Genomic DNA, 25,508 nt, shown 5'->3' with positions numbered 1-25,508 from the left:
CGCGCCTGCCTTCGGCAAACCTCCCGCCTCTTCATCACGCCTTATTGGCCCATTGCCTTGGCAACGGTTACTTCCCTGGTGTCCTCGCATCGGGATAAAACTCCGTCTGTCGGAATAAACCTCCAAAAACTAAGAAAATTCATATCATTCACTAGGCAAATGCGTGGAGAGTGTAATGAGGCGTGAGCCCTTGCGGAAAGGCTTTACTCTGATCGAGTTGGTGGTTGTGATTGCTATTGCAGCAATTTTGCTTGCTGTGGCTGTTCCTTCCATCATGAGCTTTGTACAGTCCAATCGAATTGCTGCCATTTCCAATGACCTGCAGCAAACTTTCCTATCCGCCAGAAATAATGCGGTCCGTACAGGCGTACCCGTAGTGGTTTGCGCAAGTAGCTCGAATGGAGGGTGCAACGCCTCTAGCTTTAATGCAGGTTGGGTGGCTTTTGCTGATCTCAATCGGAATGGGGCCTTGCTGATCGCCAGTTCGACCAATTTCGGCAATGCAGTGGCTTCGGGTACTACTGATCTGGTGGTTTTACGGCGCTCGGATGTCAATGCGAATCTGAGACTGAGCGTGTCCACCGCCTCTTCGGTGACCTCATATCGTTACCTGCCGACAGGGCGTGCAGAGATGTACAACGGCACGTGGGGGGCCCCGGCCAGTTTGTTGGTGTGCGACAGCTCGTCCAATACATCGCTTGCCAAAAAAATTGTTTTTACATCTTCTGGCCGACCCTATGTCAGTGCCTTGGATGTCGGGGATGCCTGCCCATGAGAAAGTACGAAGTCGAACGAAGCCAGGCTGGCTTTACCATGCTTGAGATCCTTGTTTCCATTGTGATTCTGGCTATCGGGCTGCTGGGTATCGCCGGCATGCAGTTGAACAATCTGCGCTACTCCTCTCTCAGTGCGAGTCGCGCGCAAGCCTCCCTTCTGGCAGAGCAGATGGCGGAGCGTATTCGCAGCAATCCCGGCGTTGATTACTCCCAAGTCTCATCTGGTACAGCAACCAATTGCTACACCGCAAGCTGTACGCAGACGCAACGCAGAGATTTTGATATTACGGAAATGTCGCAGATTGCTTCGGACTCGGTCAGGGGGGGATTAGCCAGCGGTACGTTGACGGTAACGGCGGCCTCCGGTGGATATACCGTGTTGATCGGCTGGAATGAACGGGCCGGTTTTAATGGTGGAGCGGCCTCTCAGGCCGCACAGTTTCAGTATTTTGTAAGGCCAAACTGATGATGAAGCCGAAAATGAAGCGTTCGTCAGAGCTGGGCTTGACACTGGTCGAGTTGATGGTGGCCATAACGATTGGCTTGGTCATCACGTTTGCTGTAACCAGTTTGTACATCTCGAACCAGCAGACTTACAAGGCACAGGCTGGCAATGCGCAAATGCAGGACAATGCCCGCTTTGCGATGGCGCAGGTAGGAAGAATCATCAAGCAGGCCGGCTACTACGATGTGCTTGGCGGCGTGACGTTTGACGCAAGCGGATCGTATAGCATGCCTACCGATGCCAGCGGCAATTATGCCTACAACACGATTCAGGCTTCGGATGTCGTTACTGCGTCAAATGATGTGACGGTCAGTAATTTCAATGCGTCAAATGGTTTGGCGATTTTGAACGGGACAACGGCGGATCAATTGACCCTGGCTTTCAAGACGGGTCCTCAGGCTGCCACTGGCAATGCAATGCCGGACTGCCTTGGTAATTCGGTGACAGCGGCGAACATGCTGGTCAAAAACAGGTTTTATATCGATGTGAATACCACCGGCGGCGTCACCCGCCCCGCGTTGAAATGTGATGTGACGTGGAATGGCGCGGCGCCGACAGGTACTAATCTGTCCACCGGTGTTGTTGCCGACAATATCGAGAGGCTGCAAATACTGATGGGTGTGGATAGCGGCAGCGATGGAATGCCGGATATGTATCTCAGCCCTGCCGCCGTAGCGGATATGAAAAAGGTCATTTCAATTCGTATCGCCTTGCTGGCGAGGACGGATCCGGTCTATTCGCAGAATCGGGCAGAACCTGCCACCTTCAACATGTTCGGCGCCAACTACACCCCAAGCAATGATAGTGGGACTATCGTCACGCCACTGTCCACGCAGACGACTTGTACTGCATCTGCCCCTTGCTGGACCCGAAGGGTTTTTGAGAGCACGTTTGTCCTGAGGAATCGCAAATCATGAAGCGGTCTCACGGATTGCAGTCCCAGCGGGGTGTGACCCTGATCATTGCCTTGGTTTTTTTGGTGGCATTGATGCTGGTGGGTTTATCCGCAGCCTTCTCCTCGTTGCAAGAGGAGCGTTTTGCGCGGAACGGGCGTGATTTCACCTTGGCGGCTGAGTCGGCAGAGGCCGCTTTGCGTTATGTCGAAGGGCGTGTGGCGACAGGAGCCATCAAGGATGACAATGGATTTGCTGTTTGTTCCACAGGGGGTGTAGTGGCAAGCAGTGTCACCGCAAATGGTTTGTGCAAGTTCGATGCGAGCGGGCCCTTGCATGTGTTCCTCAACAGCAATCTGAGCAATTCTGCGGATACGGTGACCGGAGCCATCGCCAGTTCAGCATGGTCCGCACCGTACTCCGGCATGATGACGCCACGCTTCGTAGTGGAAGTTTTTCCCGGTGCGGCACTATCGGGTGGCGGTGTCTCCCTTGATGCTACTGCGGGCAATCAAAGCTTTTTTTACAGAATCACCGGACGGGGGTTTGGTTTGAATCAGCAAATCAACGTCACGCTGGAAAGCATTTTCCGGCCTTATGGCAGCTGATGTGAGGCGAGTGAGATGAAAATTTTTAAACAATTGTCCCGGATTGTTACTGGCGCGACCATGTTGTTGACGGCATTGCATGCCTCCGCCGCCGTGACCATTGCGACTTCGCCTTTGGCGGGGGTGGGGGGGCGCTACGGCCCCAATGTACTGCTTGGGTTATCCGTGGAATTTCCTACGGCTGGCGAGGCATATACAAACAGAACCTTCAACACGACTGAAATGGCCAACGATCACCGTGGCTATTTCGACCAGTACAAGTGCTATAGCTATGACTCAACCAATGGCTATTTCAAACCGGTAGCTTTGGTGAACAATAAAACCAACCGGACTTGTAGTTCTGGCTACTGGAGTGGCAGCTTGCTTAACTGGGCGACAATGTCGGCCATTGATATCTTTCGGCAAACCCTAACTGGTGGCAATCGGGCATTGGGTACAGCGGGCACTTCGGCAGACTACACAAGCGGCGACACGGCGACGCTGACCATCTTGCGCCGGGCCAGAATCGTTTCCGGCCAAAACCAAGGCTATGGTTTCAATGGTTCCCGCGTCCTGACGACAAATGCCTCTACTCTGACGCCTTATAGCAGTTATTCCCAGCTGAAATTCACCAGTCTTAATTGGGGGCTGACTGTTGCCGGGTCGAATGACGGTTCCAACTGGACCACCTTGGACTCATTCAATGTGATGGTTCAGGTGTGCAAATCGGTTAGTGGTATTACCGCGAGCGGCTACACCACTCTCGGCCTCACGTCTAAATACAATAACGGGATTGAAGACAACTGCACCGCTTACGGAAGCAATTACAAGCCGGAGGGCCTGATACAACAGCGTGGCGCGGACATGCGCTTCAGCGCCTTCGGTTATCTGATCGACGCCAACTACATGCGCAATGGCGGGGTATTGCGTGCGCGCATGAAATATCCGGGCATAAGCAGTTCGACTACCTCCGCCACCAACACTTCAACGACATACACGCTGGGCGCTGAATGGAGCAGCGTTGACGGGACATTTGTCGTGAACCCCGATACCAACGATGCCAGCAATAGCGGCGTTACCAATAGTGGTGTTGTGAACTACGTAAACAAGTTTGGTGATGGCAACGGTTACAAGACATACGACCCGGCGGCGGAGCTGTATTACGCAGCGCTGCGCTATTTTCGCAAGATAGGCAATTATTCCGACTACACAAGCAATCTGACTACGGCGATGAAGGATAACTTTCCGGTCATCACCGACTGGGATGACCCCATCATCAATGCCTGTCAGAAGAACTTCATTATTTATATTGGCGATACCAACACTCACGGTGACGTAGACTTGCCGGGTTCCGGCTGGACTGCATCAGGCAATCAGACTTCGGTGACGCCGCCTACGGACGATCCGGCATCCAATATGAGCACGCCGCCCGTGAGCGTTTCCGGTTCGGGCGTGGTGGCATGGGTAAACGCCATCGGCAGCCAGGAAGGCGTCAATAATCTGGCCACCACCAACACCGGTTCTACCAACTCACCGCCATATATTGCGGGGCTGGCTTACTGGGCCAACGTGACCGATTTGCGCTCCGACCTGTTCGGTAACCAGACGGTTAGCGCGTTCATGATCGATGTGGTGGAAAATGGCAACGCAAAAACCCAGACTTCCAATGCCTTCTATCTGGCCGCCAAGTATGGTGGTTTTACCGACAGCAACAACAGCCAGACGCCGGATGTGAGGTCCGAGTGGACCTCTGACGCCGCGGGTGCCACTAGCATTGCAGCCTACCCCAACGGCACGCCGAGCAATTTTGCGCAGGCGAACAATCCGTCGAAGATGACAACTGCCTTGCAACAGGCCTTTGCCAACATTACGGCGGCAACCGACCCGACGATGGCGGGCTTGTCGACAACGGGCAAGGGGTCGCAGGTATTCTCTTCCGCTTATGTCTTTCAGTCCTCGTTTGACTCGACGGACTGGCATGGTGATCTGATTGCTTACCAGATCGTGCAGACTTCCAGCACTACTGCACCCACCCTGGTGCAGGATGCCACTCATGGTTGGCGGGCGAAGAGTACGCTAGAGACGCAGTTGAACGGTACGTCCGGGGTGGCGAACCGCAATGTGCTGACATATGACCTCACCAGTCGCAGCGGCGCTGCTTTCAATACCACTTGGTTTAATGCGCTGTCCGGTTCGGCAACACAGAAGACGCTGCTGAACAGCACGGATAGCCAAGGTGCAAACCGGGTCAACTATCTGCGTGGCGACAAAACTAATGAAGCGAGCGGTTCTTCTCCTAGGTTCCGTGCGCGCAACTATCGGCTTGGCGATATTGTTGATTCCACGCCGATCTATGTGCCGGCTCCGACATCCAGTTTGTCTTCTTGTGCCTATGCGGCCAACAGTACCAATCAGAGCAGTGACCAGACCGCAATCTACGGACGCCCAAACATGGTGATGGTGGCGGCCAACGACGGTTTCCTGCACGGGTTCGACATGACGGGTACGGAGCGTTTTGCTTATCTGCCTGCCGGTACATACGCCAATCTGGTGAATCTGACTTCGACGTCGTATGCGCATCGTTATATCAATGACGGCACACCCAAAGTGGGCGAGGTATGTTTTGTTCAATCGCCTTCTACCGGGCAAACCCTGACCAACCTGGAGGCGCACACCGTGGTGGTGGGCAATACAGGCATGGGTGGTAGTGGTATTTATGCACTGGACGTAACCCGGCCGGACAGCATGAGCAGCAGCAATGTATTGTGGGAGTTCACCAGCACGGATGACAGCAGGTTGGGTGTCACCATTGGCGAGCCGCAGATTGTCCGCTTGCAGAATGGTCGACCAGCCGTGTTGTTGGCGAATGGTTATAACAACAGCGCTAGCGGCGGCGGTGCCTCTTTGTTCATCCTCTATCTGGATAAAAAAATTGGTGACGCATGGCAGCTCAACACCAATTATTTCCGGATCGATCTGCCTGACCAGACCGGTCAGACCATTACGCCTAACGGGCTTAGCACGCCGTTTGCTGCCGATGTCAACGGTGATGGCAAGGTCGACTATGCCTACGCTGGCGATATCAATGGCAACCTGTGGAAGATCAACCTGACCTCGGCGACGTATTCCGGTTACACCAGTCAATTGCTGTTCACCGCTTACGGGCTCAAGAGCAACGATACGGCACTGGATGTCCGGCAGCCCATTACCGCGCAGCCGGTGGTGACGCGCGACGCCACCAAGGGCTATATGGTGCTGTTCGGCACCGGCATGTTCCTGTCTGACAGCGACCGGACCGAGTCGACCCAGTCCCTGTACGGCATACGTGATACCGGTACTGCGGTGGGCAATACGTTGACCGGCAGTCTGGTCAAGCAGACCATTGGCACGACGGTTTCCGGCACCTCGGGTGGTACCTATGTGACTACTTCAACCAATACGCTGGGCAGTACCAACAATGGTTGGTATATGCCTTTGACCACCAATGAGCGCGTGATAGCGGCGCCGGAGTTGCGCAATCGCGCAACCGTGCGCTTTACCAGCATCATTCCCGATACGACGGGTTGTTCCAATGGCGGCGACACCTGGTTGACGGACGTCAGTATTTTCAACGGTGCAATGACGACGTATGCGGTGTACGACACGAATGGCGACGGCAATATTGATGGTTCCGATGCCCAAGCCTCACGTTTCAAGCCGAGCACTTCAAGCGGTATCAGCAGCAGCAAGGCGCTGAGACTTGTCGATCAGAACGGGATCGAATGGGTCTGCGAGGCAGGTTCGGGCGGTTTGGGTACTTGTAAACGGGTCAACAGCTCAACCAGCGGGTCGGGTCGGCTGGCCTGGCGTGAAATCATCCAGTCCTGGTAAAAGAAGGAAATGCAATGACGAAGCGATCGGGAAAGGGTTTTACCTTGATCGAACTGATAGTTACCGTAGCGGTAGTGGGCATACTCGCAGCGATTGCCTACCCGTCGTACTCCGCTTATGTGATGAGAGGGCGGCGGGCGCAGGCGGAAACCACGTTGACGCAGATGGCGCAGGAGCAAGAGCGCTGGTTCACCATGAACAACAGCTACAACGCCAGTCAGAGCGCCACGACGGTGACCACCTCAAACGGAAACACGGCATATTCAATCAGCACCAATGCCACTAGCAGTACGTTCACCATTACCGCAACGCCCAGTTCGTCTTATCAGAACGATGGCTGCGGCGCGCTGTCGCTGGACAATCTTGGTACGAAGACGGCGGCAAGCGATACTGTCGCCAATTGTTGGCGTTGAGCGCAGCCGGCTGATTTGGGATAGCCAACAGGGGGATGGTATGCTACCTCCCCCTGTTGGCGTTTCTGTCCGTCAGGCTCTCAGTCGCAAGGAAATCCATGTCGTATCCCGCCCCCGCATTCGAAGACAAAATCGCCGATGCCGAGCAGCTGGCCGCCAAGCTAGCCGCGTTGCCGCGCCCCATCGTGTTTACCAACGGCTGTTTCGACATCCTGCACCGCGGTCATGTGACCTATCTTGCTCAGGCGCGCGCGCTGGGCGCGTCGCTGGTGGTGGGGCTGAATACCGATGCCTCGGTCAAGAGGCAGGGCAAGGGCGAGGATCGTCCCATCAACAACGAACTCAATCGCGCCGCTGTGCTGGCGTCGCTGGAAAGCGTCAGCCTGGTGACCTGGTTCGATACCGATACGCCGGCTGACCTCATCGCATTGGTGCAGCCCGATGTGCTGGTCAAAGGCGGCGACTGGAGCATAGACCGCATCGTCGGCAGCGCAGAGACGCTGGCGCGCGGCGGCAGCGTGCACTCCATTCCTTTCCTGTTTGACACCTCCACTACCCAGACCATCCGCAAGATCCGCGCCAACGAGGGCAAGGCGTGAGCGAGCACGCTTTTGCCGTGCTGCGCCTGCTGACCGACGGGCGTTTTCACTCCGGCGAAGACATGGCGCGCGAGTTGGGCTGTTCCCGCACACTGGTCTGGCAGGCGGTGCACGCTATTACCGAAGAACTGGGCCTGACCGTGTTCAGCGTGCGCGGGCAGGGCTACAAGTTGGCCGAAGCCTTTGAATGGCTGGATGTGGCCCGCGTGCGCGAGGCGCTGTCGCCGGACGCGGCGGACGTTTTTACGCTGGCGGTGGCTGAGCGGACCGATTCCACCAATACCCAGCTGACCGCCCGCGCCGCCAATGGCGGCTTGCACGGCCTGGTGCTGGCGGCGGAGATGCAGACCGCAGGCCGGGGGCGGCTGGGGCGGCGCTGGCAAATGAAGCTGGGCGCGGGGCTGACCTTCTCTTTGCTGTGGCGCTTTGATCGCGGGTTGGCGCAGCTGGCCGGCCTGTCGCTGGTGGTGGGCATCGCGCTGGCGCGCGCCATGCTGCGCCTTGGCGCGCCGGTGCAATTGAAGTGGCCCAATGATGTATTGCTGTCCGGTCGCAAGCTGGCCGGCATTCTGATCGAACTGTCCGGCGACGCGCTGGGCCCGGCGGCTGTTGTGATCGGCATCGGTCTCAATGTCAGCGCGCCGGGCGAGGTGGATCAACCCGTAGCCGCGCTGAGCGATGTGGGCATTCACGTTGGCCGAAACACCTTGCTGGCGGAGGTGCTGAACGAGCTGGCCGCCGTGCTGGAGCAATTCAATCGCGAAGGTTTCGCGCCGTTTCAGGAGGAGTGGATGCGCTGGTCCAGCCACCACAACGCGCCGGTGCGGCTGTCGTTCTCTCATGGCGAGCCGGTGGACGGCGTAGCGCGCGGCGTGGCGGAAAACGGCGCGCTGCTGGTAGAAACCACCGACGGCGTGCGCGTGTTCCATGTAGGTGAAGTCAGTTTGCGGAGCCGCGCATGAGACTGCTGGTGGACGCCGGCAACAGCCGGGTGAAATGGGCAGTGCACGATGGTCGCGACTGGGTGGCGCAGGGCGCGGTGGCGCATGCCGATATCGCCGCCCTCAAGCCGCAATGGGCGGCATGGCCGCTGACCCGGGCCGCCGGCGCCAGCGTGGCCAGGCCGGAAGTAACCGCGGCCTTGCAAGCGGCGGCTGCTTGCCCGTGGCGCTGGGTGCGCAGCGCGGCCGAATTTGGCGATGTGCGCAATCATTATCGTAACCCCGCCGAGCAGGGGGCCGACCGCTGGCTGGCGGTGCTGGGTGCGCGCAGCCTGTGTCGGGACGATGTGGTGGTGGCCTGTGCGGGCACGGCGCTGACCGTGGAGGCGCTGACCGCCGAGGGCGACTACTTGGGCGGTTATATTTTGCCCGGCAGGCAGTTGATGTTGAGCAGTCTGGCGCGCGGCACCGCCCAGCTGGATCGCCCTGCTGGCCAGCTGGAAAACTTCCCGCAGGGCACGGAGGCGGCCTTGGCCAGCGGCGTGATGGCGGCGCAATGCGGCGCCATAGAGAACATGCGGCGACAGTTGGCCGAACGTACCGGCCGCGCCTTGCCCGAGGTGATGCTGACTGGTGGCGACGCCGCCTTGCTGGCCCCGCAACTCGCGGCGCCGGCGCGTATCGTGGATAATCTGGTCCTGACAGGACTATTGAGAGTGGCAGAGTCGACATGAAGTGGTTTCTGGTAGTGGTGGTGGTGCTCAACCTGCTGGTGGCGGGCTACGGTTCCTTGAAGCAGCGGCCCGTGGGCGACGCGCATGCGCAGGAAATCAGTCCCAATCAGGTCAAGCTGCTGCCGGCCGACTGGAAGCCGGCCTCGGCGCCGGAGGCCAGCGCCCCGGCTGCCGCTTCCATGCCCGCCACGGAAAAACCGACCGCTGCCGAACTGGGCAAGGCGGATGCTTCTGCTGCGGGCGCGATCAAGCCGGAAGCCGCCTCCGCCGCCAAGGCCGATAAACCGGCGGCAGACAAGCCGGCGAAAGACGAGAAAAAGCCCGTCGACGACAAAAAGCCGGCCAAGACGGACGCCAAAGCGGATAGCAAACCCGCCGGCAAGGCCGAGACTAAGCAGGACGCCAAGCCCGAGTTGGCCTGCTATGACTGGGGCGCGCTGGAAAGCCATCTGCTGCAGCGGGTGAAGGGCGGCTTGCCCTCGCTGCATCTGAAGCCGGAACAGCTGGTGGAAAGCGACAAGGGAGAAACCAAGGGCAATGGCAAGTTCTGGGTCTACCACCCGCCGCTGGCTACCCGCTCGGAAACCCAGACCTTGTCCGCCGAGCTGAAAGACAAGGGCTTCGACAATTACATTGTCAGCAATGAAGACTTCAAGGGCAGCGTGTCGCTGGGCCTGTTTGGCAAGGAAGACGCCGCCAAGGCCATGGTGGCCAAGATCAAGGCTGCCGGCTTCGACAAGGCGGCCATGCAACAGAAGGGGCAGAAGTCCAATGCCACGCTGCTGACATTCAAGGGGCTGGACCCGCAGCAGGCCGACAAACTGCGCGCGCTGCAGAGGCGCCTGACGCCGGGGATTGCGCTGCAAGCCTGTCGTTAACCCTTGTTCTTCGGCAAACCCCGGCTTGATGGGGCTTGCCTGACGCCGTCTGGCGACGGATGATGACCCAGCGGCAGCCCTGAGCTGCCGCTGTCCATTTTGCAGATACCCATGTCGCGCCACTCATCCAATATCACCCGCCTGCTGGACCGGGGCAGCTTCAACGATCGCACCCTGCGTCAGCTGGGCGCGTCCATGGCCTTCATTGCCGGTGCGCTCAACGCCGGCGGCTTTCTCGCCGTGCATCGTTACACCTCGCACATGTCCGGCATCGTGTCCGGCATGGCGGATCATCTGGCACTGGGCGAGGTGCGGCTGGCGCTGTCGCTGTTGGTGATGCTGGTGTGTTTTGTGCTGGGCGCCATGCACTCCACCTGGCTGATCCTGTGGGCGCGGCGTCAGCGCCTGCGCGGCGGCTATGGCGTGTCGATGATGGAGGAGGCCGGCCTGCTGCTGGTGTTCGGCCTGCTGGGCGCTGTCTTGTCGCTGCATCGCGGGTTTTTTACGCCGGTGACGGTGATGCTGCTGTGTTTCATCATGGGCATGCACAACACCATCGTGACCAAGCTGTCCGGCGGCTTGCTGCGCTCCACGCACATGACCGGCATCGCCACTGACATTGGCATCGAACTGACCAAAATGAGCTATTTCAACCGGGGGCAGAATCCGCGCGTCAAGGCAGTGCAGGCCAACCGCAACCGCTTGTTCGTCTACCTGATGATTCTGCTGTCCTTCTTCGCCGGCGGCGTGGTGGGCGCGCTGGGCTTCAAGCATCTGGGCTACGCCTTCACGCTGCCGCTGGCGGCCTTGCTGTTTACGCTTGGTTTGCGGCCGGTGTGGTACGACATGCGTCTGCGCTGGCGCTGGTGGTGGCATCACCTGCAGCAGGGCCGGCAAGGACGATAGTCATGAGCACGGGAGGCAACCGTGTTTCAACCGCCTGCCGGGCACTGTGCCCCGTTGGGGTGGCTGCGCTCTTCGGTTGACGGATGGCTGGCCAGCAGGTTGGCCGAACCGTCGTCGCGGCCGCTCATGCGCTGCAGAAATTGCCCCAGCACGCAAGGCGAAACATGGCGGGCTTCCAGCTGCGTGAAGGCGAAATGGTCTGCTTCGCGTTCAAAATCCCTTGAGTATTTCATGTCGGCCAGCAGGGCCGGGGCCAGCGCCAGCATGGAGGTGCTGTCGCCGGTCAGCAAGGTAATGGCTAGCGATACGCCGCCATATTGCACCACGCTGCGCAGGCCATGCCGGTTTTCCACGTGGCCGGCCTCATGCGCTAGCACCGCCATGATTTCGTCGTCGGATTTGGCGGCTCGCACCAGTTGATCGGTCATGAGCACGTGCCCGCCCGGCAGGGCGAAAGCGTTGGGGCCGATGTCGGCGGAATCCACCAGCGTCAGTTCGTAGTGATAGGGACTATTGGCGGGTTTGACCTGATCCAGCAGGCCTTGCAGCTGGCGCTGGCGGGCGTCGCTGAGGCCGGAGGGACGCAGATTGACGGTTTTGTTCAGCAGGGCCATGGTTTGCTCTGCCATCTGTTTTTCCATGGCGACCGGTGTTTGCCGTACCACCTTGGCCGCCAGCCAGGGCAGGCCGTCGCGGTAGGCGAACCACACCGCCGCCACGGTGGCGATCAGCAATACCACCAGGATGGTCCAGCCGCCGTGCAGCCATGCCAAGAGGCGCTCCCATGGCGGCGGTCCGCCCGCCATGTGGCGGCAGCGGTGTTGTTGCGCCACTTCAATCACGCCGCCGTCCGGCAGGCGCAGCTTGTCGGGCAGCCCGGGCAGGCCGGTTTCGAAATCCACTTGGCCGGCGGGATAGCGATGCGTCTTCACGCCGTCCGTGAATACCAGCTGGTGGTGGTCCCGTTCCAGCATCACCGGCCGCGGCACGGGGCTGCGGCCATCCAGATAACTGCCCGGCAAGCTCATAGGCCCAGATCCAGTTCGAAACCGTCCGCGGCGGCGTCGCCCAGCGCGGCATTGTCGCTCAGGGGGCGGGCGCGGATGGCGTCAAGGTTGTCATCGGGAAAAACGGTCAGATTGCTTAATCTGTAGTCCAGCACCCGCAATTTGGCAAAAGGATAGTAAAAGCCGGCCGACAGCAAAATCAGGATGGCGTTGCCGGCGTGCAGCCTGGCCAGCCCGCCCAGCGTCATGCCGCTCTGGAAGCGGTGCAGGCGGCCATCGCTGTTGAGTACGGTGTGGTTCCACATGGCGTTGCTGAAGCCGTCGTGGATGATCTGGCCCACCGACATCCACATCACCAGTAAAAACAGGTAGGCCAGCACTACATAAAGCACGATGCCGATACCGAACGCTGTTTTACCGCCACCGCTGACAATGCCTAGTCCGAAGGTGAAGATCAGGCCGACGACAACCAAGGCTACCGAAGCGCCAATGGCCATCAGGATGCCCTTGAACCATACGCCGTAGTATTCGCGCACGCAGCGGCTCATGTCGAAGCGCGCGTTGCCGAACCAGCTGTGTCCCACCAGAAACTGATGCAGCCGGTGGCGGGCGTAGGGCAGGCCAAAGCCCAGCGTCAGCACCACGATGACGATATTCATGGCGATCTGGCTGGAGGTTTCCCACGTGGTGGCGCGGAAATTGAAGCGCATCTGGCGCCAACTGGTATTGCGCAAACGGAAGCGCATGGCGGCGGTGACCGCCCACGGCAGAAACAGCGCCAGACCCAGATACATGCCCAGCTCCAGCAGCGGCGATACCTGCTTGGCCACGGCCAGCAGCACGATCACGCCGACAATCAGCGCGCGACCCTTGAGAATGGCCAGTGGTTTGCCGTGGTAGTCGAAGCCGGAACCGGCAAAGCGGGTGTGGCCGTACAGGTACTTTTGCGTGCGCACTTTGCCCCAGGCGGAGTAGATGCCCAGCGTGAGGATGGATAACAGGATATTGACGAACCAGATGCGGAAGAACTCCGCGCCGTCGCCGCTGAAGGTAAAGCGCAGCGGCGCGGCGGGCGGCGGCGCGGCGGGGGCGGGCGATGGGGTAAAACCCGGCTGGATGCGGTTTTCGGCGTTTTCGGTCATGGGGTTTCCTGTCTGCGGCGTGGCGATTACGCATCGCCGTCTTCGGCAAACCTTGAACAGCGGCCGCACTCGCGGCACACTGCCGGTTCCGCGCCGTGGGGCGCGGCAGCCTTAACCCGTCGGCTGTGCAAGATGGACGGCAATCGTCGGTTTCGCACCATTAAATCATCATTCATTTTGCATGAAAATGGGGCGTGGCATGGCCGGCGTACTCTTCTCTGACGGAGAGTTCATGTCTGAAATCATCAAGGGCGACGGCGCCATCCGCCGTCAGGGCCTGTACGGCTCTTCCATTGAAAACACCTATGCCGGCGTGCTGTCTTTCATGCGCCGCAACTACAGCCGCGATTTGAGCGGCGCCGATGTGGTGGTGTCCGGCATTCCGCTGGACCTGTCCACCACCTTCCGCTCCGGCGCGCGCATGGGCCCGCAGGCCATCCGCGCCGCCAGCGTGCAGCTGGCCGAACTCAAGCCCTTCCCCTGGGGCTTTGACCCCTTCGACGATCTGGCCGTGATCGACTACGGCGATTGCTGGTTCGATGCGCACAACCCGCTGACCATCAAGCCGTCCATCATCGAGCACGCCCGACACATCCTGGCCTCCGGCGCCAAGATGCTGACCTTTGGCGGCGACCACTTCGTCACCTACCCGCTGTTGATCGCGCACGCCGAGAAGTACGGCAAGCCGCTGGCCCTGTTGCACTTTGACGCGCACTGCGACACTTGGCCGGACGACGAGCCGGACAGCCTCAATCACGGCACCATGTTTTACAAGGCGGTGAAGGAAGGCCTGATCGACCCGGCCAAGTCGGTGCAAGTGGGCATCCGCACTTGGAACGACGACTTCATGGGTCTGAACGTGCTGGACGCGCCGTGGGTGCACGACAATGGCGTGGACGCCACCATCGCCCGCATCAAGGAGGTGATCGGCGACCATCCGGTGTACCTGACCTTCGATATCGACTGTCTGGACCCGTCCGCCGCGCCGGGTACCGGTACGCCGGTGCCCGGCGGCCTGACCAGCGCGCAAGCCTTGAAGATCGTCCGCAATCTGGGCGACCTCAATATCGTCGGCATGGACGTGGTGGAAGTGGCCCCGGCCTACGACCAAAGCGAAGTCACCGCGATTGCCGCCGCGCACCTGGCCTGTGACATGCTGTGCCTGATGCGCAACCGCAAGCTGGCCGGCAAGCTGTAAGCTGTTTGCCGAACCCGCCGCAGCGTCAGGCCTCCAAAGGGTCTGGCGCTGTTTTTTTTTGATAAGACCCGCCTACAAAAGCTCAGGGCCTCTACGCGCTTTTGCCGGCGGAACAAAGAACGGCTAACAAAATCGGATTCACGGCTGAGGCGCAACGCAGCATCAGGAATGGGTTAGCCGCTCGAAAGGAAAGCGAATGAAAACAAGGCATATCATGGGCGGCTTCCTGCTGTTGGCAACGGGCGCGGTGCAGGCTGGCGCGCAGGTGTATCAGGGGCGGGTGGGCAACGCGCCCATCGTCATGGAGTTCGACGTGGGCCAGGACGGCCAAGTGGACGGGCGCTACTTCTACCGCAAATACCACGCCGATATCGCTTTGAGCGGCAAGCGCGGCGCTGACGGCGCGCTCAGCCTGGGCGAGAACCTGCCCTACGACAGCGAGCGCATCGATATTGTGCTCAAGCCACAAGGCAAGGGCTGGGTGGGCGAATGGAAAGGCCCCAAGGCCAAGACTGCTTTGGCCATGGAACTGGTGCCGCTGGATGTGGCCGCGCTGAGGCCCTTCGACCCCGCTTCCGCAGTGGCAAAGCAGGAGTCCGCCTATGATTACGCCCGTTTGAGCGGGCTGGTGTTCAAACCCGGCAAAACGCAGAAATTCAACGGCTACAACCTGCAATGGATGGAAGAGCCGGTGAGCAAGATCACTCTCTTCCGCGTGCAGGACGGCTTGCCCGCCGACACGCTGACGCGCCTCAATCGCATGCTGGCCGAACGGCAGTGGCGCGAGGTCAGCGGCTACTTCGGCTGCATGGGCGGCGCGGCGCGCTCGTCCGGCGGCGGCGATTATGAGCAAACCATCACCCCGCGCTTCATCAATGGCCGCTTCTTCAGCGCCAGCGTATTCACCAGCTATTACTGCGGCGGCGCGCATCCCGATTTTGGCGACAACCCCATCAATCTGGATCTGAAAACCGGCAAGGAATTGCAACTGGAAGACTTGCTCTGGCTGGGCAAGGCTGAGGTCAGATTGCCGCGCAAGACAGACGGCAGCCGCGTGGACTACCAATACGAAGAAAAAACGTTGGGCCCCTGGCTGCAGCGCGCCATGAAACAACAACACCCCAAGGACATGGTGTCCGACCCTGAGGGTTGCGATTACAACGATCCGTCGGTATGGCAATTTGTCAGCTGGTATCTCACGCCCAAGGGCCTGTATGTGGGGCCGTCTTTCCCGCGGGTAGCGCGCGCTTGCGAATACCCGGAATGGAGCGTGCTGCCGTGGAAGCTGGTGAACCAGCATCCCGGCGCTCTGGGCGTCACGCAGCCTTGAAAAAGGGCCAGACGGCGCGCAGCTTGCGCGGACGGTCATGCGACGTCCGCGTTTTCAATTCCAGATACTGTTCGCCGCGCGAGAGCGGGACAAAGCCCAGCTGACGGTAAAACGGCCGCGCGTCACGCGATACCAGCAGAAAGCGCCGCAACTGCTGCAGCTCAGGGTGATCGATCGCGGTTTGCACCAAGCGCTGGCCAATGCCGCAACCGCGCCAGGCCGGCAGCACGAACACATCGGAGAGATAAGCGAAGCTGGCGTAATCGGTAATGACGCGGGCGAAACCGGCTTGCTGACCGTCGATGTAGGCGCCGATCGCCAGCGAGTGGCGGAGGGCGGTGTCCAGTTTCTCCGCCGTCAGGTCGCCGGCCCAGTGCGTGCCGCGCAAAAAGTTCAGGATCATGGCGCGATCCAGCCGCGCCGGATCATGGCTGATTTCAATGTGCGCATCGTGACGCGTCATCACCTTCTCCCGCTGTGGCATGAGCGCAGTATCGTGCGCTGGCATCACCGCAACGTGACGATCACGTGTCAGGGTTTTGACAAGCGAAGGAAGGTTGGCCGAAGCCGGGAGAATTCATACCGGCAGCAGCAACAGCGCCAGCAACAGGATTTCACACACTTCGATGCCTGCGCCGAGACAGTCGCCGGTCATGCCGCCCAGCTTGCGCTTGAGCCAGCCCCACCAGAACAGCCCGGCCAGCGGCGCCAGCAGCAGCGCCGGCGCGAGCCAGGCGGACAAGCCGGCCAGCGCCATGGCCGATACGGCCTGAGCAAACCATTGCGGTTGCCAGGCAAACCGCTCGCCGCTGCCGGGCGCCAGCGAGGGCAGGGTGGCCGACCAGCTGACGGCAAACAGCCGCGCCCAGGCGGGAATCAACAACAGACCGGCAAGATGTGGCCCGCTGGCGTTCAGCATCAGCAACAGTGTTTTGCTGATCAGCGCCGTTGCCAGCGCGATGACGCCGAAACTGCCCACATGCGGGTCTTTCAGCACGGCCAGAAAACGCTCGCGCGAGCGATGGGCCGCGCCCAGCGCATCGGACAGATCCGCTAGCCCGTCCAGATGCAGACCGCCGGTCACGCCCACCCATAGCAACAGGCCGGCCAGCGCCGCCAGCCAGGGGTCGTGGCGCAGACCCAGCCACACCGCACCCCACAGCAGCGCGCCCAGCAGCAAGCCCACCAGCGCGAACCAGCGCGCGCTGTGGGCCAGCCACTCCGCACGGAACACCTTGAGCTGCGGCGTGGGCAGGCGGGTGAGGAATTGCACGGCCAAAATCAGCGATTGCCACCAGCGCGGCGAAGCGGGAGCCTCGTTCATGCTTCACCCGGCCCTTCCAGATGCATCAGATAGGCCGGGTGGCCTTCCAGTATCGACAGCTGCGCGAAGCCGCCGCGTTGCACGGTCATCAGCTTGGCGATGGCGAAATCCGCGCCCAGGAGTTCGGCTAGCAGCACGGTGATGACGCCGCCATGACTCACCAGCACGCGGTGGCTGCCGCGCGCGCCCTGCATCCATTCGCTGAAGGCGGTGAGCACCCGGGTGCGGAAAGCCTCATAGCTTTCGCCGCCCGGCGGCACCAGTCCGTTTTCCGCCACTTTGCGGCCCCATTCGGGATGCTGGCCGGAGAGCGTCTCGCGCGACATGCCGTCCCAGTCGCCAAAATCGAATTCGGCGAAGCGCGCATCCACTTTCAGCGGCAGCGAGCCGTGCAGCGCCTGGTGCACGGCGAACTCGCGGCAGCGCTGCAAGGTGGAGCTGGCCATGCAGGTGACCGGGGCCAGCTGGTTGAGCTTGTGCCAGCTGCGCGCCATCTGCTCGCAGCCAAGGTCGTTGAGCGGCAGGTCGGTACGGCCGATCAGCCGGCCTTCGTGGTCGATCTCACCGTGGCGCAGCAGGGTCAGCGTGTAGGGGTTCATCAGGCTTTTTCCGTGACGCCGGCTTCGGCAAACGTCGCCATCTCGTTGTGCAGGCGGATGGCCAGTTGCAGCAGCGGCACGCTGGCGGCCGCGCCCGAGCCTTCGCCCAGACGCATGCCCAGCGCCACCAGCGGCGTCAGCCCCAGCGCTTGCAGCGCCAGCGCATGGCCGGTTTCTTCCGAGCGGTGGCTGGCCAGCAGCCAGTCGGCCACGGTCGGCTCGATGGCGCGGGCGGCCAGCGCGGCGGCGCTGGCAATGAACCCGTCCACCAGCGAGGGCACGCCCAGTTGCGCGCCTTCCAGATAAAAACCGGCCATGGCGGCGATTTCCAGCCCGCCCAGCTCGGCCAAGACAGTGAGACCGTCCTGTTGCTGGCCGGCCAGTCGCGCCAGCGCTTGCTTCACCACCCGGCGTTTGTTGATCAGCGTGGCGTCGTCGATGCCGGTGCCGCGGCCGACGATGGCATCGGCGTCCTGGCCGGCCAAATGGCAGATCAGCGCGGCGGACGGCGTGGTGTTGCCAATGCCCATGTCGCCGGCGATCAGTAAATTGGCGCCGGCTGTTACCGCGCGACGGGCTGCGTCGCGGCCCACGTCCAGCGCCGCTTGCGCTTCGCTCAGGCTCATGGCAGGGCCGACGGCAAGGTTGGCCGAAGCGGCGCGCACGCGGGCGTGCACGATGGGGAGGCCGTCCAGCGGGCTCATCACGCCGGCGTCCACCACTTCCAGCCGCGCCTCCAGCGCGCGCGCCAGCACGCAGATGGCCGCGCCGCCGGCGACGAAATTCTTCACCATTTCGCCGGTAACTACCGAGGGGTAGGCGGACACGCCTTCCTCCGTGACGCCATGGTCGCCGGCAAACACGGTAATGGCCGGCTTGATGGCGTCCGGGCAGGTTTTGCCTTGCCAGGCGGCAAAACGGCAGGCCACGTCCTCCAGCACGCCCAGGCTGCCGGCGGGCTTGGTGAGAACGGATTGGCGGGCGCGGGCGGCGTTGTAAGCGGCAAGGTCGGGGCGGGGCAGTGCGGTGGTGGCGGTCATGAGGGTGCGGGCAAGGATTGAGGTCAGGTTGCGACTCTATGCCAAGGCCGGGGAGGGGGCAAGCCGGAATCCGGGAGCAGGTGCATTTTGCGCCGACGGCAAAGTCACAGCCCGGCGTTGCATTGCAAGACTGTGCTGGCGCGGCGCGGGTTTTCTCTGCGGCGCGGCGGTCGCATGCGTTATAATCGCCGGCTGCAGGTGTTCCACGCTTCATGAGTTGTCATGAGGCGAGGAATGAAACGGGAAGCCGGTGAAAAGCCGGCGCTGCCCCCGCAACGGTAAGGTCTGGCCGCAAGGCCCAGGTGTCGCAACACGCCACTGTTCCGCAAGAACGGGAAGGCGCGATCCCGCAAGACCCAGCCCGGAGACCGGCCTGCAAATGGAACCAAAGCCAGGGCCGCGCAGGCGCGCGGCACACTTGCGCCGGTTCCCGGGCCTGCCTGGAAAGCAGGCCGTCGCTGGAGTATCGCGGGGAGGCGATCCGACAGACACCTGCCGGCCTGACAAGGCCAAGTTGTCCTTGAGAATTTCGTGGCGCAAGCCGTTCCTCTTCGCTCTCCTGAACGGTGGACTCAACGTCCGCCGGATCATTTTCATTCAGGGAGTGTGTTTCGCATGTTCAAAATCAAACAAACCGCCATGCTGGTGTCGCTGGCCTGCGCTGCCGGCGCGGCCGCTGCTCAGTCCGCTACGCCGCAATTCCAGGCAGAAGAGGTGGTGGTAACCGCCACCCGTCAGCCGCAAGCGGTCAGCAAGACCCTGTCCGATGTCAGCGTGATCACGCGTGAGGACATCGACAGCAGCAGCGTTTCCACCTTGCCGCAACTGCTGGCCCGTCAACCGGGGCTGGAAGTGGTGAGCAATGGCGGCGTGGGCAGCCAGTCGTCCGTTTTCATTCGCGGTGCCGAGTCCAAGCACACCGTGGTGCTGATTGATGGCGTGCGCATCGTGTCGGCCACCGCTGGCACCACCGCGCTGGAAAACATCCCGCTGGCCATGGTGGACCGCGTTGAAATCCTGCGCGGCAATGGTTCCAGCCTGTACGGCGCGGACGCCATCGGCGGCGTTATCCAGATCTTCACCCGCCAGGGCGGCGGCAAGCCGCGCGTCAATTTCAATATCGGGGCGGGCGATCACGGCATGGTGAAAGTGGGCGGCGGCGTGGACGGCAAGGTGGACAACACCGCCTTTAGCCTGCAACTCAGCCAGCAGACCACCGACGGCATCTCGGCCACCAATAAAAACAATACCTACAGCTACAACCCGGACCGCGACGGCAACCGCAATCTGGCCTATACCGCCAATCTCACCCAGACGCTGGCCGCCGGGCACGACCTGAGCTTCCGCGCCTTCCAGTCGTTTGGCCGCGTGGGCTACGACGCTTCGTCCACCGTACTGGGCGAAGACTTGCAGCGCACCCGCCAGACCGGTTTGGCGCTGGAATCCAAAAACGCCTTCACCAGCGACTGGACCAGCACCCTGCGCTACAGCCGCAGCGCGGACCGCCAGGAAACCTGGACCGGCGGCAACATGGTCAAGCGCAACAGTCTGTTTGAAACCAGCCAGAACGACTGGCTGTGGCAAAACGACGTGAAAACCGCCATCGGCAGCTTCCTGTTGGGCGCGGACTACACCCAGCAGCGCGTGGATACCCAAAGTACGCTGACCACAACCGAGCGCCACAATACCGCTTTCTTTGCCGGCTATACCGGTGAATTCGGCGCAAACCTGCTGCAAGCTAACCTGCGCCACGATCAGGACGAGCAATTCGGCGGCAAGACCACCGGCCTCGTCGGCTACGGCTATCGCCTGACCGATACCCTGACCGCGCGCGCCAGCTTCGGCACAGCCTACAAGGCGCCTACGTTCAACGATCTCTATTATCCGGATGACGGTTATTACTCGGGCAATCCCAACCTGAAGCCGGAAACCTCGCGCAACAGCGAAGTGGCCTTGAGCTATCATGCCGGCGCCACCAAGGCCTCGGTGACGGCTTTCCACAACAGCGTCGACAATCTCATCACCTATGTGAGCGATCCTGTTACCTACCACGGCACCATGATGAATGTGAACCAGGCCACCATTACCGGTGTGACGCTGGCCGCATCCAGCAGCTGGGGCAATTGGGATCTGTCCGGCTCCGCCACCTACCAGGACCCGCTGGACGATACCAATCACAAGCAACTGCAGCGCCGCGCGCGCGCCTTCGGCCAACTGGCCGCCAGCTATGACTGGGGCAAGCTCACCACCGGCATCGAGTGGTCGGCCAGCGCCAAGCGCCGCGATGTGAACTACAGCATCGGTCAGGATATCTGGCTGGGCGGCTACAGCCTCACCAACCTCTACGCCAACTACCGCATCGACAAGAACTGGAGCGCCAATGCGCGCATCACCAATCTGTTCGAGCGTCAGTACACCACCGCCTACGGCTACAATACCCAAGGGCTGGGCGGTTTCATCGGCGTGAACTACCAGGGCGACTGATCGTCCGCGCGCTGAACGCCGCCTCGCGCGGCGGCGTTCAGCCAGTTTGTTGATTTCCATCCCGGGAGCGGACATGTTGCATCTCATCACCGGCGGTTCCCGCTCCGGCAAGAGCCGTTACGCCGAACAGTTGGCCGCCCGTCACGACGGCCCGGTGTGCTATGTGGCCACGGCGGAAGTACGCGATGAAGAGTTTGCCGAACGCGTGCGCGAGCATCGCCGCCACCGCCCGGCGCACTGGCGCTGGGTTGAGGCAGAGCGAGCTCTGGCCGCCGAGCTCTTGCGCCACGACCAAGAGGATGGCCTGCTGCTGGTGGATTGTCTCGGCATGTGGCTGATCCGCTTTTTCGACGATAAAGACGAACTGGACGCGGCAGGGTTTGCCGAAGAGCGCGCCCTGCTGCTGGAAGCCGTCGCCAGCCTGCAAGGGCAGCTCTTGATCGTCACCAATGAAATCGGCTGGGGCGCCATGCCGGTCAGCGCCATGGCGCGCCGCTATGGCGATTTGCTCGGCAAACTCAATCAGGACCTGGCCGCCCAATGCGATCACGTCACCCTGATGGCCTGCGGCTTGCCGCTGGCGCTGAAACAGACTGCACACTCATGACCCGTTGTTTTCTGATGCTTTGCCTGCTGACCGGGTTTGCCGGCCCGGCGCGGGCAGCCGTCTCCGTCAAGGATGCCGCCGGCCAGACCGTCGCACTGGCGCAGCCGGCGCGACGCATCGTCTCTCTTGCCCCGCATACTACCGAAATGCTCTATGCAGTCGGCGCGGGCAAGCAATTGGTGGGCACGGTGGACTACAGCAACACCCCGCCAGCGGCGAAATCGCTGCCCCGCGTGGGGGGCTACAGTGGCGTCAGTCTCGAAGCCATTCTCAGGCTCAAGCCCGATCTGGTGGTGGCCTGGCAGGACGGCGGCAACCCGCGCGAACTGGCGCGCCTGCGCGATATGGGAGTGGCGGTCTACATCAGTCATCCGCTCAGGTTGGAGGATGTGGCCAGTGAAATGCGTCAGCTGGGCGAACTGGCCGGCTCGTCCCGGGCGAAGAGCGCGGCCGACGCCTATCTGGGCCGGCTGGCCGGGCTGCGTCAGCGCTATGCCGCCCGCCCGCCGGTGTCGGTGTTTTATCAGGTCAGCAGCGCGCCCATCTTTACGGTGAGCGACAAAAGCTTCATGGGACCAATGATCACCCTGTGCGGCGGCCGCAACGTCTTTGCCGCTTTGCCGCTGCCCGCGCCGCAAGTGAGCATGGAGGCGGTTGTCGCGGCGCAGCCACAAGTGATGCTGGTGTCACATCGCGACATGCTGGCCATGTGGGACCGCTGGAACGTCATTCCCGCCGTGGCCAAAGGCGCGCGTTACGCGCTGGATGCCGATGTCGTCAGCATTCCCGGCCCGCGGCTGGTGGATGGCGCGGCCACAGTCTGTCGCACGCTGGACACGGCCAGACGCCAACTGGGTTTGACGCTGGATTAGCCGACCGTTATCCTCGCCGCCATGGACAAGGAACTGGAATACCTCGAATCCCGCGTGCAGGCGCTCATCGCCCGCATCAAGGAACTGGAAACCCAGAACGGCCGTTTTGCCCAGGCGCTGGCCGAAGCGCTGAAGGAAAACGCCGAGCTGAACTTTCGCGTGAACGAAACCCGCAGCCGCGTGGCTGCGCTGGTGGAACGCCTGCCCAAGGCTGAAGAGCCTGGCGATGGCGAAGGGAGTGCGCAATGAGCGAGCCGGTACAGGTAGACATCGAACTTCTTGGTCGTCACTTCACCATCGCCACGCCGCCTGACGAACGCGAAACCCTGCAAGAGGCGGTGCGTCTGCTGGAAGGCAAGATCGAAATGATCCAGCAGCACGCCAAAGTGATGGACGCCGACAAGATCGCCATCATGGCCGCGCTGAACATCGCGCACGATCTTTTGCGCACCAAAGTGGGCGAAGGCTTGGAAATGGCGGCGTTCCAGCGTAAAATACGCAACATGAGCGAGGCGGCGGACACCGCGCTTCGCGAAAGCCAGCAAGCTCTGTTCTGAGTTTTCGCTGGCGGACACACAGGTCAGTCTATCCCCTGCGGTGTTCGTGAAGGCACACAATTCCTTTGTACCAATGCGTTCGCTTTTGGCTGCCAGCGTTAGACATGGGCGTGTCGCGTCCCTTCGAGGACGCGCCCGAAATGTCTGGCAGGCGGCCCTCCCTGGAAACAGGGTACAAGCGAATTTTGCCAGAACGACACTCGCGGGGGTCTCTCTTCCGATGGCTTCCCATCCCGAGCCCATCTCCCTCGTTGCAGACAAGCAAGCACTGCGCCGGCAAATACGCCGCGCGCGCATAGCGCTGTCGCCGGCCTATCGGCGCGACGCCGCGCATCGCATCGCCCGTCATGCTTCCCGCTTGCTCAAGCGCGGCAAGCGCCTTGGCGGCTACCTTGCCGCCGGCTCCGAACTGGATCTTTTCTCTCTGATGAACGCGGCGCTGTGGCGCGGCGCTGAAGTGTATCTGCCGCAGATTCCGGCGCGCGGCCGCCGCCTCTGGTTCAATCGTTTGGGCGCGGCCGATCTTTGGCATCTGCACCCGCGTTACCGTATCTGGGAATATGCCGGGCCGCGTTTGCGCGCCGAGCGGCTGGATGTGTTGTTCGTGCCTTTGCTGGCGGTGGATCGCGATGGCTACCGCATGGGGCAGGGCGGTGGTTTTTACGACAGCACGCTGGCTTTTCGTCGTCGTCATGCCGTCTTTGGCAAACCTCTGCTGGTGGGGGTGGCGTTTGATTGCCAAGTGGTGACTGCCGTGCCTCGCGAACCCTGGGATGTGCGACTAGACTGTCTGCTTACCGAGTCCGGCCTGCGCCGTTTCTGAACTTGCTCCACAGCCGCAGCATTTGTGGGCACCGCATGCGCAGTGCTGGTGGCGTTACGTCCATTCTGCTTGCTCAGCCATTCCCCCGGCTTGCCGGATTCGATGGCCTCGCCATGCAGGCGGTGCCGAGCGCAAACAGGTCTGGACGGGCGCTGCGCAGAAGCAAGGAGAGTTTTGATGCGTTATTCCACTTCAATTTTACTAGGCCTGACCTTGGCGCTGACGACAGCCGCCGCTGTTGCCAATCCGCCGGAAGGCAAGGGCAAGCACGGTCGCGGCGGTAAACCGGATCAGCAACAAGGCACCGAGGACTTGGTCCGCGCCGGCATCAGTGCCGCAGCCGCCCATGCCTTGCTGCGGGAGACCGGTTTGCCTTCTGCGCATGTGAAGCCTTTGCCGCCGGGCATCCGCAAGAATCTGGCGCGCGGCAAACCGCTGCCGCCGGGCATCGCCAAGAAGGCGCTGCCGCAGCCCTACCTTGATCGCTTGCCCGCGCATCCGGGCTACGAATGGCGGCAGGCCGGCGCGGATCTGATTTTGGTGCGTATCGGCGCGCAGATCATCGCCGATGTCCTGAGCGATGTATTCCGTTGAACCGGTCTGGTCGATTTCCGGTCAAGCCCCCCTCCGATGCCGACTGAGGCCGTACAGCGCTCAGCGTCCCCAGTAGCGATGTTCAGGCACGATGACCGGCACCACTTCCACCGGACGGATTTCCGGGCCGCGATAGGCGACGCGCGGCGGCGCGATGACGCAGGCGCTCAGTGAGGCGGCGGCAAGCAAGGCGAGCAGAAGGCTTTTCATGTTGGTTCTCCCTGGGGTGAGGTTCGGCTGCATGGGCCGGTTGTCTTGCGGCCAGTGTGGCCGGGAGATGTCAAGCAAGTGCGAGCCAATCATGTGCAATGGTAAATTCGGGCTTCCAGTCGTTAAGAAAGTTTGTCCATGAACTATTGGCTGATGAAATCGGAGCCGGACGAAGTCGGCATCGATCACCTTGCCGCCGAGCCGGATCGCGCCTTTGAATGGACCGGCGTGCGCAATTATCAGGCGCGCAATTTCATGCGCGACGTCATGCGGCCAGGCGACCTCTTGCTGTTCTGGCATTCCAGCTGCCCGCAACCGGGCATCGCCGGCATTGCCGAGGTGGCTTGCCTGGCGCACCCGGATTCTAGCCAGTTCGACCCCGCCAGCCCCTATTACGACCCGACCTCCACGCCCGGCAAGCCGCGCTGGGTTTGCGTGGATGTGCGTTTCATCCGCAAAACGCGGCTGGTGACGCCGGCTGAGTTGCGCCAGCATCCGGCCTTGCAGTCCATGCAGGTCCTCAAGCGCGGCAACCGGCTGTCCATCACGCCGGTGACGGCGGAGGAGTGGGCCTGTCTCCAGTCGGTCTTGCTGAGCGATTGAGGGCGTGACACCATCA

Annotated in this window: 28 protein-coding genes, 1 other RNA gene and 1 riboswitch; of the genes, 22 read left to right on the top strand and 7 right to left on the bottom strand. The window is 61.5% G+C overall.

The window, feature by feature from the left end:
• Nucleotides 1-175: 175 nt before the first annotated feature.
• The 11 genes from Q0P52_RS14275 (at nt 176) to Q0P52_RS14225 (ending at nt 11,102) form a co-directional block, all read left to right on the top strand.
• Nucleotides 176-775 (top strand): GspH/FimT family protein, encoded by a 600-nt coding sequence (locus Q0P52_RS14275; protein ID WP_293763417.1) that lies wholly within the window; start codon nt 176-178, stop codon nt 773-775.
• A complete protein-coding gene (gene pilV / locus Q0P52_RS14270; protein WP_293763419.1) occupies nt 772-1,242 on the top strand; it encodes a type IV pilus modification protein PilV in 471 nt (156 codons plus the stop codon). Before Q0P52_RS14275 ends, pilV begins: the two co-directional genes overlap by 4 nt.
• On the top strand, nt 1,242-2,198 hold the full coding sequence (locus tag Q0P52_RS14265) for a PilW family protein (protein WP_293763422.1): 957 nt from the start codon (nt 1,242-1,244) through the stop codon (nt 2,196-2,198). The genes pilV and Q0P52_RS14265 overlap by 1 nt, the downstream gene beginning before the upstream one ends.
• A complete protein-coding gene (locus Q0P52_RS14260; RefSeq protein ID WP_293763425.1) occupies nt 2,195-2,782 on the top strand; it encodes a PilX N-terminal domain-containing pilus assembly protein in 588 nt (195 codons plus the stop codon). The genes Q0P52_RS14265 and Q0P52_RS14260 overlap by 4 nt, the downstream gene beginning before the upstream one ends.
• A 15-nt stretch (nt 2,783-2,797) precedes the next feature.
• Complete coding sequence (locus Q0P52_RS14255; protein ID WP_293763428.1) at nt 2,798-6,631, top strand: PilC/PilY family type IV pilus protein; 3,834 nt, start codon at nt 2,798-2,800, stop codon at nt 6,629-6,631.
• Between the two features lie 14 nt (nt 6,632-6,645).
• On the top strand, nt 6,646-7,044 hold the full coding sequence (locus tag Q0P52_RS14250; protein ID WP_293763431.1) for a type IV pilin protein: 399 nt from the start codon (nt 6,646-6,648) through the stop codon (nt 7,042-7,044).
• A 98-nt stretch (nt 7,045-7,142) separates the two neighbouring features.
• A complete protein-coding gene (gene rfaE2 / locus Q0P52_RS14245; protein WP_293763434.1) occupies nt 7,143-7,643 on the top strand; it encodes a D-glycero-beta-D-manno-heptose 1-phosphate adenylyltransferase in 501 nt (166 codons plus the stop codon).
• Entirely contained in the window at nt 7,640-8,605 is a 966-nt protein-coding gene (locus tag Q0P52_RS14240; RefSeq protein ID WP_293763437.1) for a biotin--[acetyl-CoA-carboxylase] ligase, read from the top strand. The genes rfaE2 and Q0P52_RS14240 overlap by 4 nt, the downstream gene beginning before the upstream one ends.
• Nucleotides 8,602-9,318 carry a type III pantothenate kinase gene (locus Q0P52_RS14235; protein WP_293763440.1) on the top strand — a complete coding sequence of 239 codons (717 nt, stop codon included), beginning with the start codon at nt 8,602-8,604 and terminating at the stop codon, nt 9,316-9,318. Before Q0P52_RS14240 ends, Q0P52_RS14235 begins: the two co-directional genes overlap by 4 nt.
• The gene (locus Q0P52_RS14230; protein ID WP_293763442.1) at nt 9,315-10,196 is read left to right on the top strand and encodes an SPOR domain-containing protein; all 882 of its coding nucleotides are present in this window, start codon (nt 9,315-9,317) and stop codon (nt 10,194-10,196) included. Before Q0P52_RS14235 ends, Q0P52_RS14230 begins: the two co-directional genes overlap by 4 nt.
• A 111-nt stretch (nt 10,197-10,307) precedes the next feature.
• Complete coding sequence (locus Q0P52_RS14225; protein ID WP_293763444.1) at nt 10,308-11,102, top strand: YoaK family protein; 795 nt, start codon at nt 10,308-10,310, stop codon at nt 11,100-11,102.
• Between the two features lie 26 nt (nt 11,103-11,128).
• Here the strand turns inward: Q0P52_RS14225 and Q0P52_RS14220 are convergent, their stop codons facing one another.
• On the bottom strand, nt 11,129-12,130 hold the full coding sequence (locus tag Q0P52_RS14220) for a M48 family metallopeptidase (protein WP_293763447.1): 1,002 nt from the start codon (nt 12,128-12,130) through the stop codon (nt 11,129-11,131).
• Nucleotides 12,127-13,251, bottom strand: a complete 1,125-nt coding sequence (locus Q0P52_RS14215; protein ID WP_293763450.1) for a YjgN family protein — start codon at nt 13,249-13,251, stop codon at nt 12,127-12,129. Before Q0P52_RS14215 ends, Q0P52_RS14220 begins: the two co-directional genes overlap by 4 nt.
• A gap of 232 nt (nt 13,252-13,483) precedes the next feature.
• On the opposite strand from Q0P52_RS14215, the gene speB reads away from it, so the two are divergent.
• Together speB and Q0P52_RS14205 are read left to right on the top strand one after the other, a co-directional pair.
• Nucleotides 13,484-14,449 carry an agmatinase gene (gene speB, locus Q0P52_RS14210; RefSeq protein WP_293763453.1) on the top strand — a complete coding sequence of 322 codons (966 nt, stop codon included), beginning with the start codon at nt 13,484-13,486 and terminating at the stop codon, nt 14,447-14,449.
• Nucleotides 14,450-14,645: 196 nt separating this feature from the next.
• Nucleotides 14,646-15,779 carry a hypothetical protein gene (locus tag Q0P52_RS14205; protein WP_293763456.1) on the top strand — a complete coding sequence of 378 codons (1,134 nt, stop codon included), beginning with the start codon at nt 14,646-14,648 and terminating at the stop codon, nt 15,777-15,779.
• Here Q0P52_RS14205 and Q0P52_RS14200 read toward each other — a convergent pair.
• From Q0P52_RS14200 to cobT, 4 genes are all read right to left on the bottom strand, one after another.
• Nucleotides 15,766-16,242 (bottom strand): GNAT family N-acetyltransferase, encoded by a 477-nt coding sequence (locus tag Q0P52_RS14200; protein WP_293763459.1) that lies wholly within the window; start codon nt 16,240-16,242, stop codon nt 15,766-15,768. The genes Q0P52_RS14205 and Q0P52_RS14200 overlap by 14 nt on opposite strands.
• A 114-nt stretch (nt 16,243-16,356) precedes the next feature.
• Nucleotides 16,357-17,103, bottom strand: a complete 747-nt coding sequence (cobS, locus tag Q0P52_RS14195; RefSeq protein ID WP_293763461.1) for an adenosylcobinamide-GDP ribazoletransferase — start codon at nt 17,101-17,103, stop codon at nt 16,357-16,359.
• Nucleotides 17,100-17,702 (bottom strand): histidine phosphatase family protein, encoded by a 603-nt coding sequence (locus tag Q0P52_RS14190; RefSeq protein WP_293763463.1) that lies wholly within the window; start codon nt 17,700-17,702, stop codon nt 17,100-17,102. Before Q0P52_RS14190 ends, cobS begins: the two co-directional genes overlap by 4 nt.
• Nucleotides 17,702-18,742, bottom strand: coding sequence for a nicotinate-nucleotide--dimethylbenzimidazole phosphoribosyltransferase (gene cobT / locus Q0P52_RS14185; RefSeq protein ID WP_293763466.1), 1,041 nt, complete (start codon nt 18,740-18,742; stop codon nt 17,702-17,704). The genes Q0P52_RS14190 and cobT overlap by 1 nt, the downstream gene beginning before the upstream one ends.
• A 179-nt stretch (nt 18,743-18,921) precedes the next feature.
• Nucleotides 18,922-19,134: riboswitch (cobalamin riboswitch) on the top strand.
• A gap of 223 nt (nt 19,135-19,357) precedes the next feature.
• Between cobT and Q0P52_RS14180 the strand changes: the two genes are divergently transcribed.
• The 8 genes from Q0P52_RS14180 to Q0P52_RS14145 all read left to right on the top strand — a co-directional run bounded on the left by Q0P52_RS14180 (nt 19,358) and on the right by Q0P52_RS14145 (nt 24,679).
• A complete protein-coding gene (locus Q0P52_RS14180) occupies nt 19,358-21,226 on the top strand; it encodes a TonB-dependent receptor (RefSeq protein WP_293763468.1) in 1,869 nt (622 codons plus the stop codon).
• A gap of 73 nt (nt 21,227-21,299) precedes the next feature.
• On the top strand, nt 21,300-21,833 hold the full coding sequence (cobU, locus tag Q0P52_RS14175) for a bifunctional adenosylcobinamide kinase/adenosylcobinamide-phosphate guanylyltransferase (protein WP_293763471.1): 534 nt from the start codon (nt 21,300-21,302) through the stop codon (nt 21,831-21,833).
• Nucleotides 21,830-22,705: a cobalamin-binding protein gene (locus Q0P52_RS14170; RefSeq protein WP_293763474.1), complete on the top strand. Its 876-nt coding sequence runs from the start codon at nt 21,830-21,832 to the stop codon at nt 22,703-22,705. Before cobU ends, Q0P52_RS14170 begins: the two co-directional genes overlap by 4 nt.
• 21 nt (nt 22,706-22,726) lie before the next feature.
• Nucleotides 22,727-22,954, top strand: coding sequence for a hypothetical protein (locus tag Q0P52_RS14165; protein ID WP_293763477.1), 228 nt, complete (start codon nt 22,727-22,729; stop codon nt 22,952-22,954).
• The gene (locus Q0P52_RS14160; protein WP_293763500.1) at nt 22,951-23,262 is read left to right on the top strand and encodes a cell division protein ZapA; all 312 of its coding nucleotides are present in this window, start codon (nt 22,951-22,953) and stop codon (nt 23,260-23,262) included. Before Q0P52_RS14165 ends, Q0P52_RS14160 begins: the two co-directional genes overlap by 4 nt.
• Before the next feature lie 29 nt (nt 23,263-23,291).
• Nucleotides 23,292-23,475: non-coding RNA, 6S RNA (ssrS, locus tag Q0P52_RS14155), on the top strand.
• A gap of 7 nt (nt 23,476-23,482) precedes the next feature.
• Nucleotides 23,483-24,085, top strand: coding sequence for a 5-formyltetrahydrofolate cyclo-ligase (locus Q0P52_RS14150; protein ID WP_293763502.1), 603 nt, complete (start codon nt 23,483-23,485; stop codon nt 24,083-24,085).
• Nucleotides 24,086-24,262: 177 nt separating this feature from the next.
• Nucleotides 24,263-24,679 carry an anti-virulence regulator CigR family protein gene (locus Q0P52_RS14145; RefSeq protein ID WP_293763504.1) on the top strand — a complete coding sequence of 139 codons (417 nt, stop codon included), beginning with the start codon at nt 24,263-24,265 and terminating at the stop codon, nt 24,677-24,679.
• Nucleotides 24,680-24,739: 60 nt separating this feature from the next.
• Here Q0P52_RS14145 and Q0P52_RS14140 read toward each other — a convergent pair whose 3' ends face one another.
• Entirely contained in the window at nt 24,740-24,889 is a 150-nt protein-coding gene (locus Q0P52_RS14140) for a hypothetical protein (RefSeq protein WP_293763506.1), read from the bottom strand.
• Nucleotides 24,890-25,027: 138 nt separating this feature from the next.
• Here Q0P52_RS14140 and Q0P52_RS14135 point away from each other — a divergent pair, with 138 nt between their 5' ends.
• Entirely contained in the window at nt 25,028-25,492 is a 465-nt protein-coding gene (locus tag Q0P52_RS14135; RefSeq protein WP_293763508.1) for an EVE domain-containing protein, read from the top strand.
• Nucleotides 25,493-25,508: the final 16 nt, after the last annotated feature.

Source organism: uncultured Aquitalea sp., from assembly GCF_945957525.1.
Classification (GTDB): Bacteria; Pseudomonadota; Gammaproteobacteria; order Burkholderiales; family Chromobacteriaceae; genus Aquitalea.
Note: the sequence above shows the minus strand (reverse complement) of the source record. Positions and strands in the feature narration are given on the sequence as shown.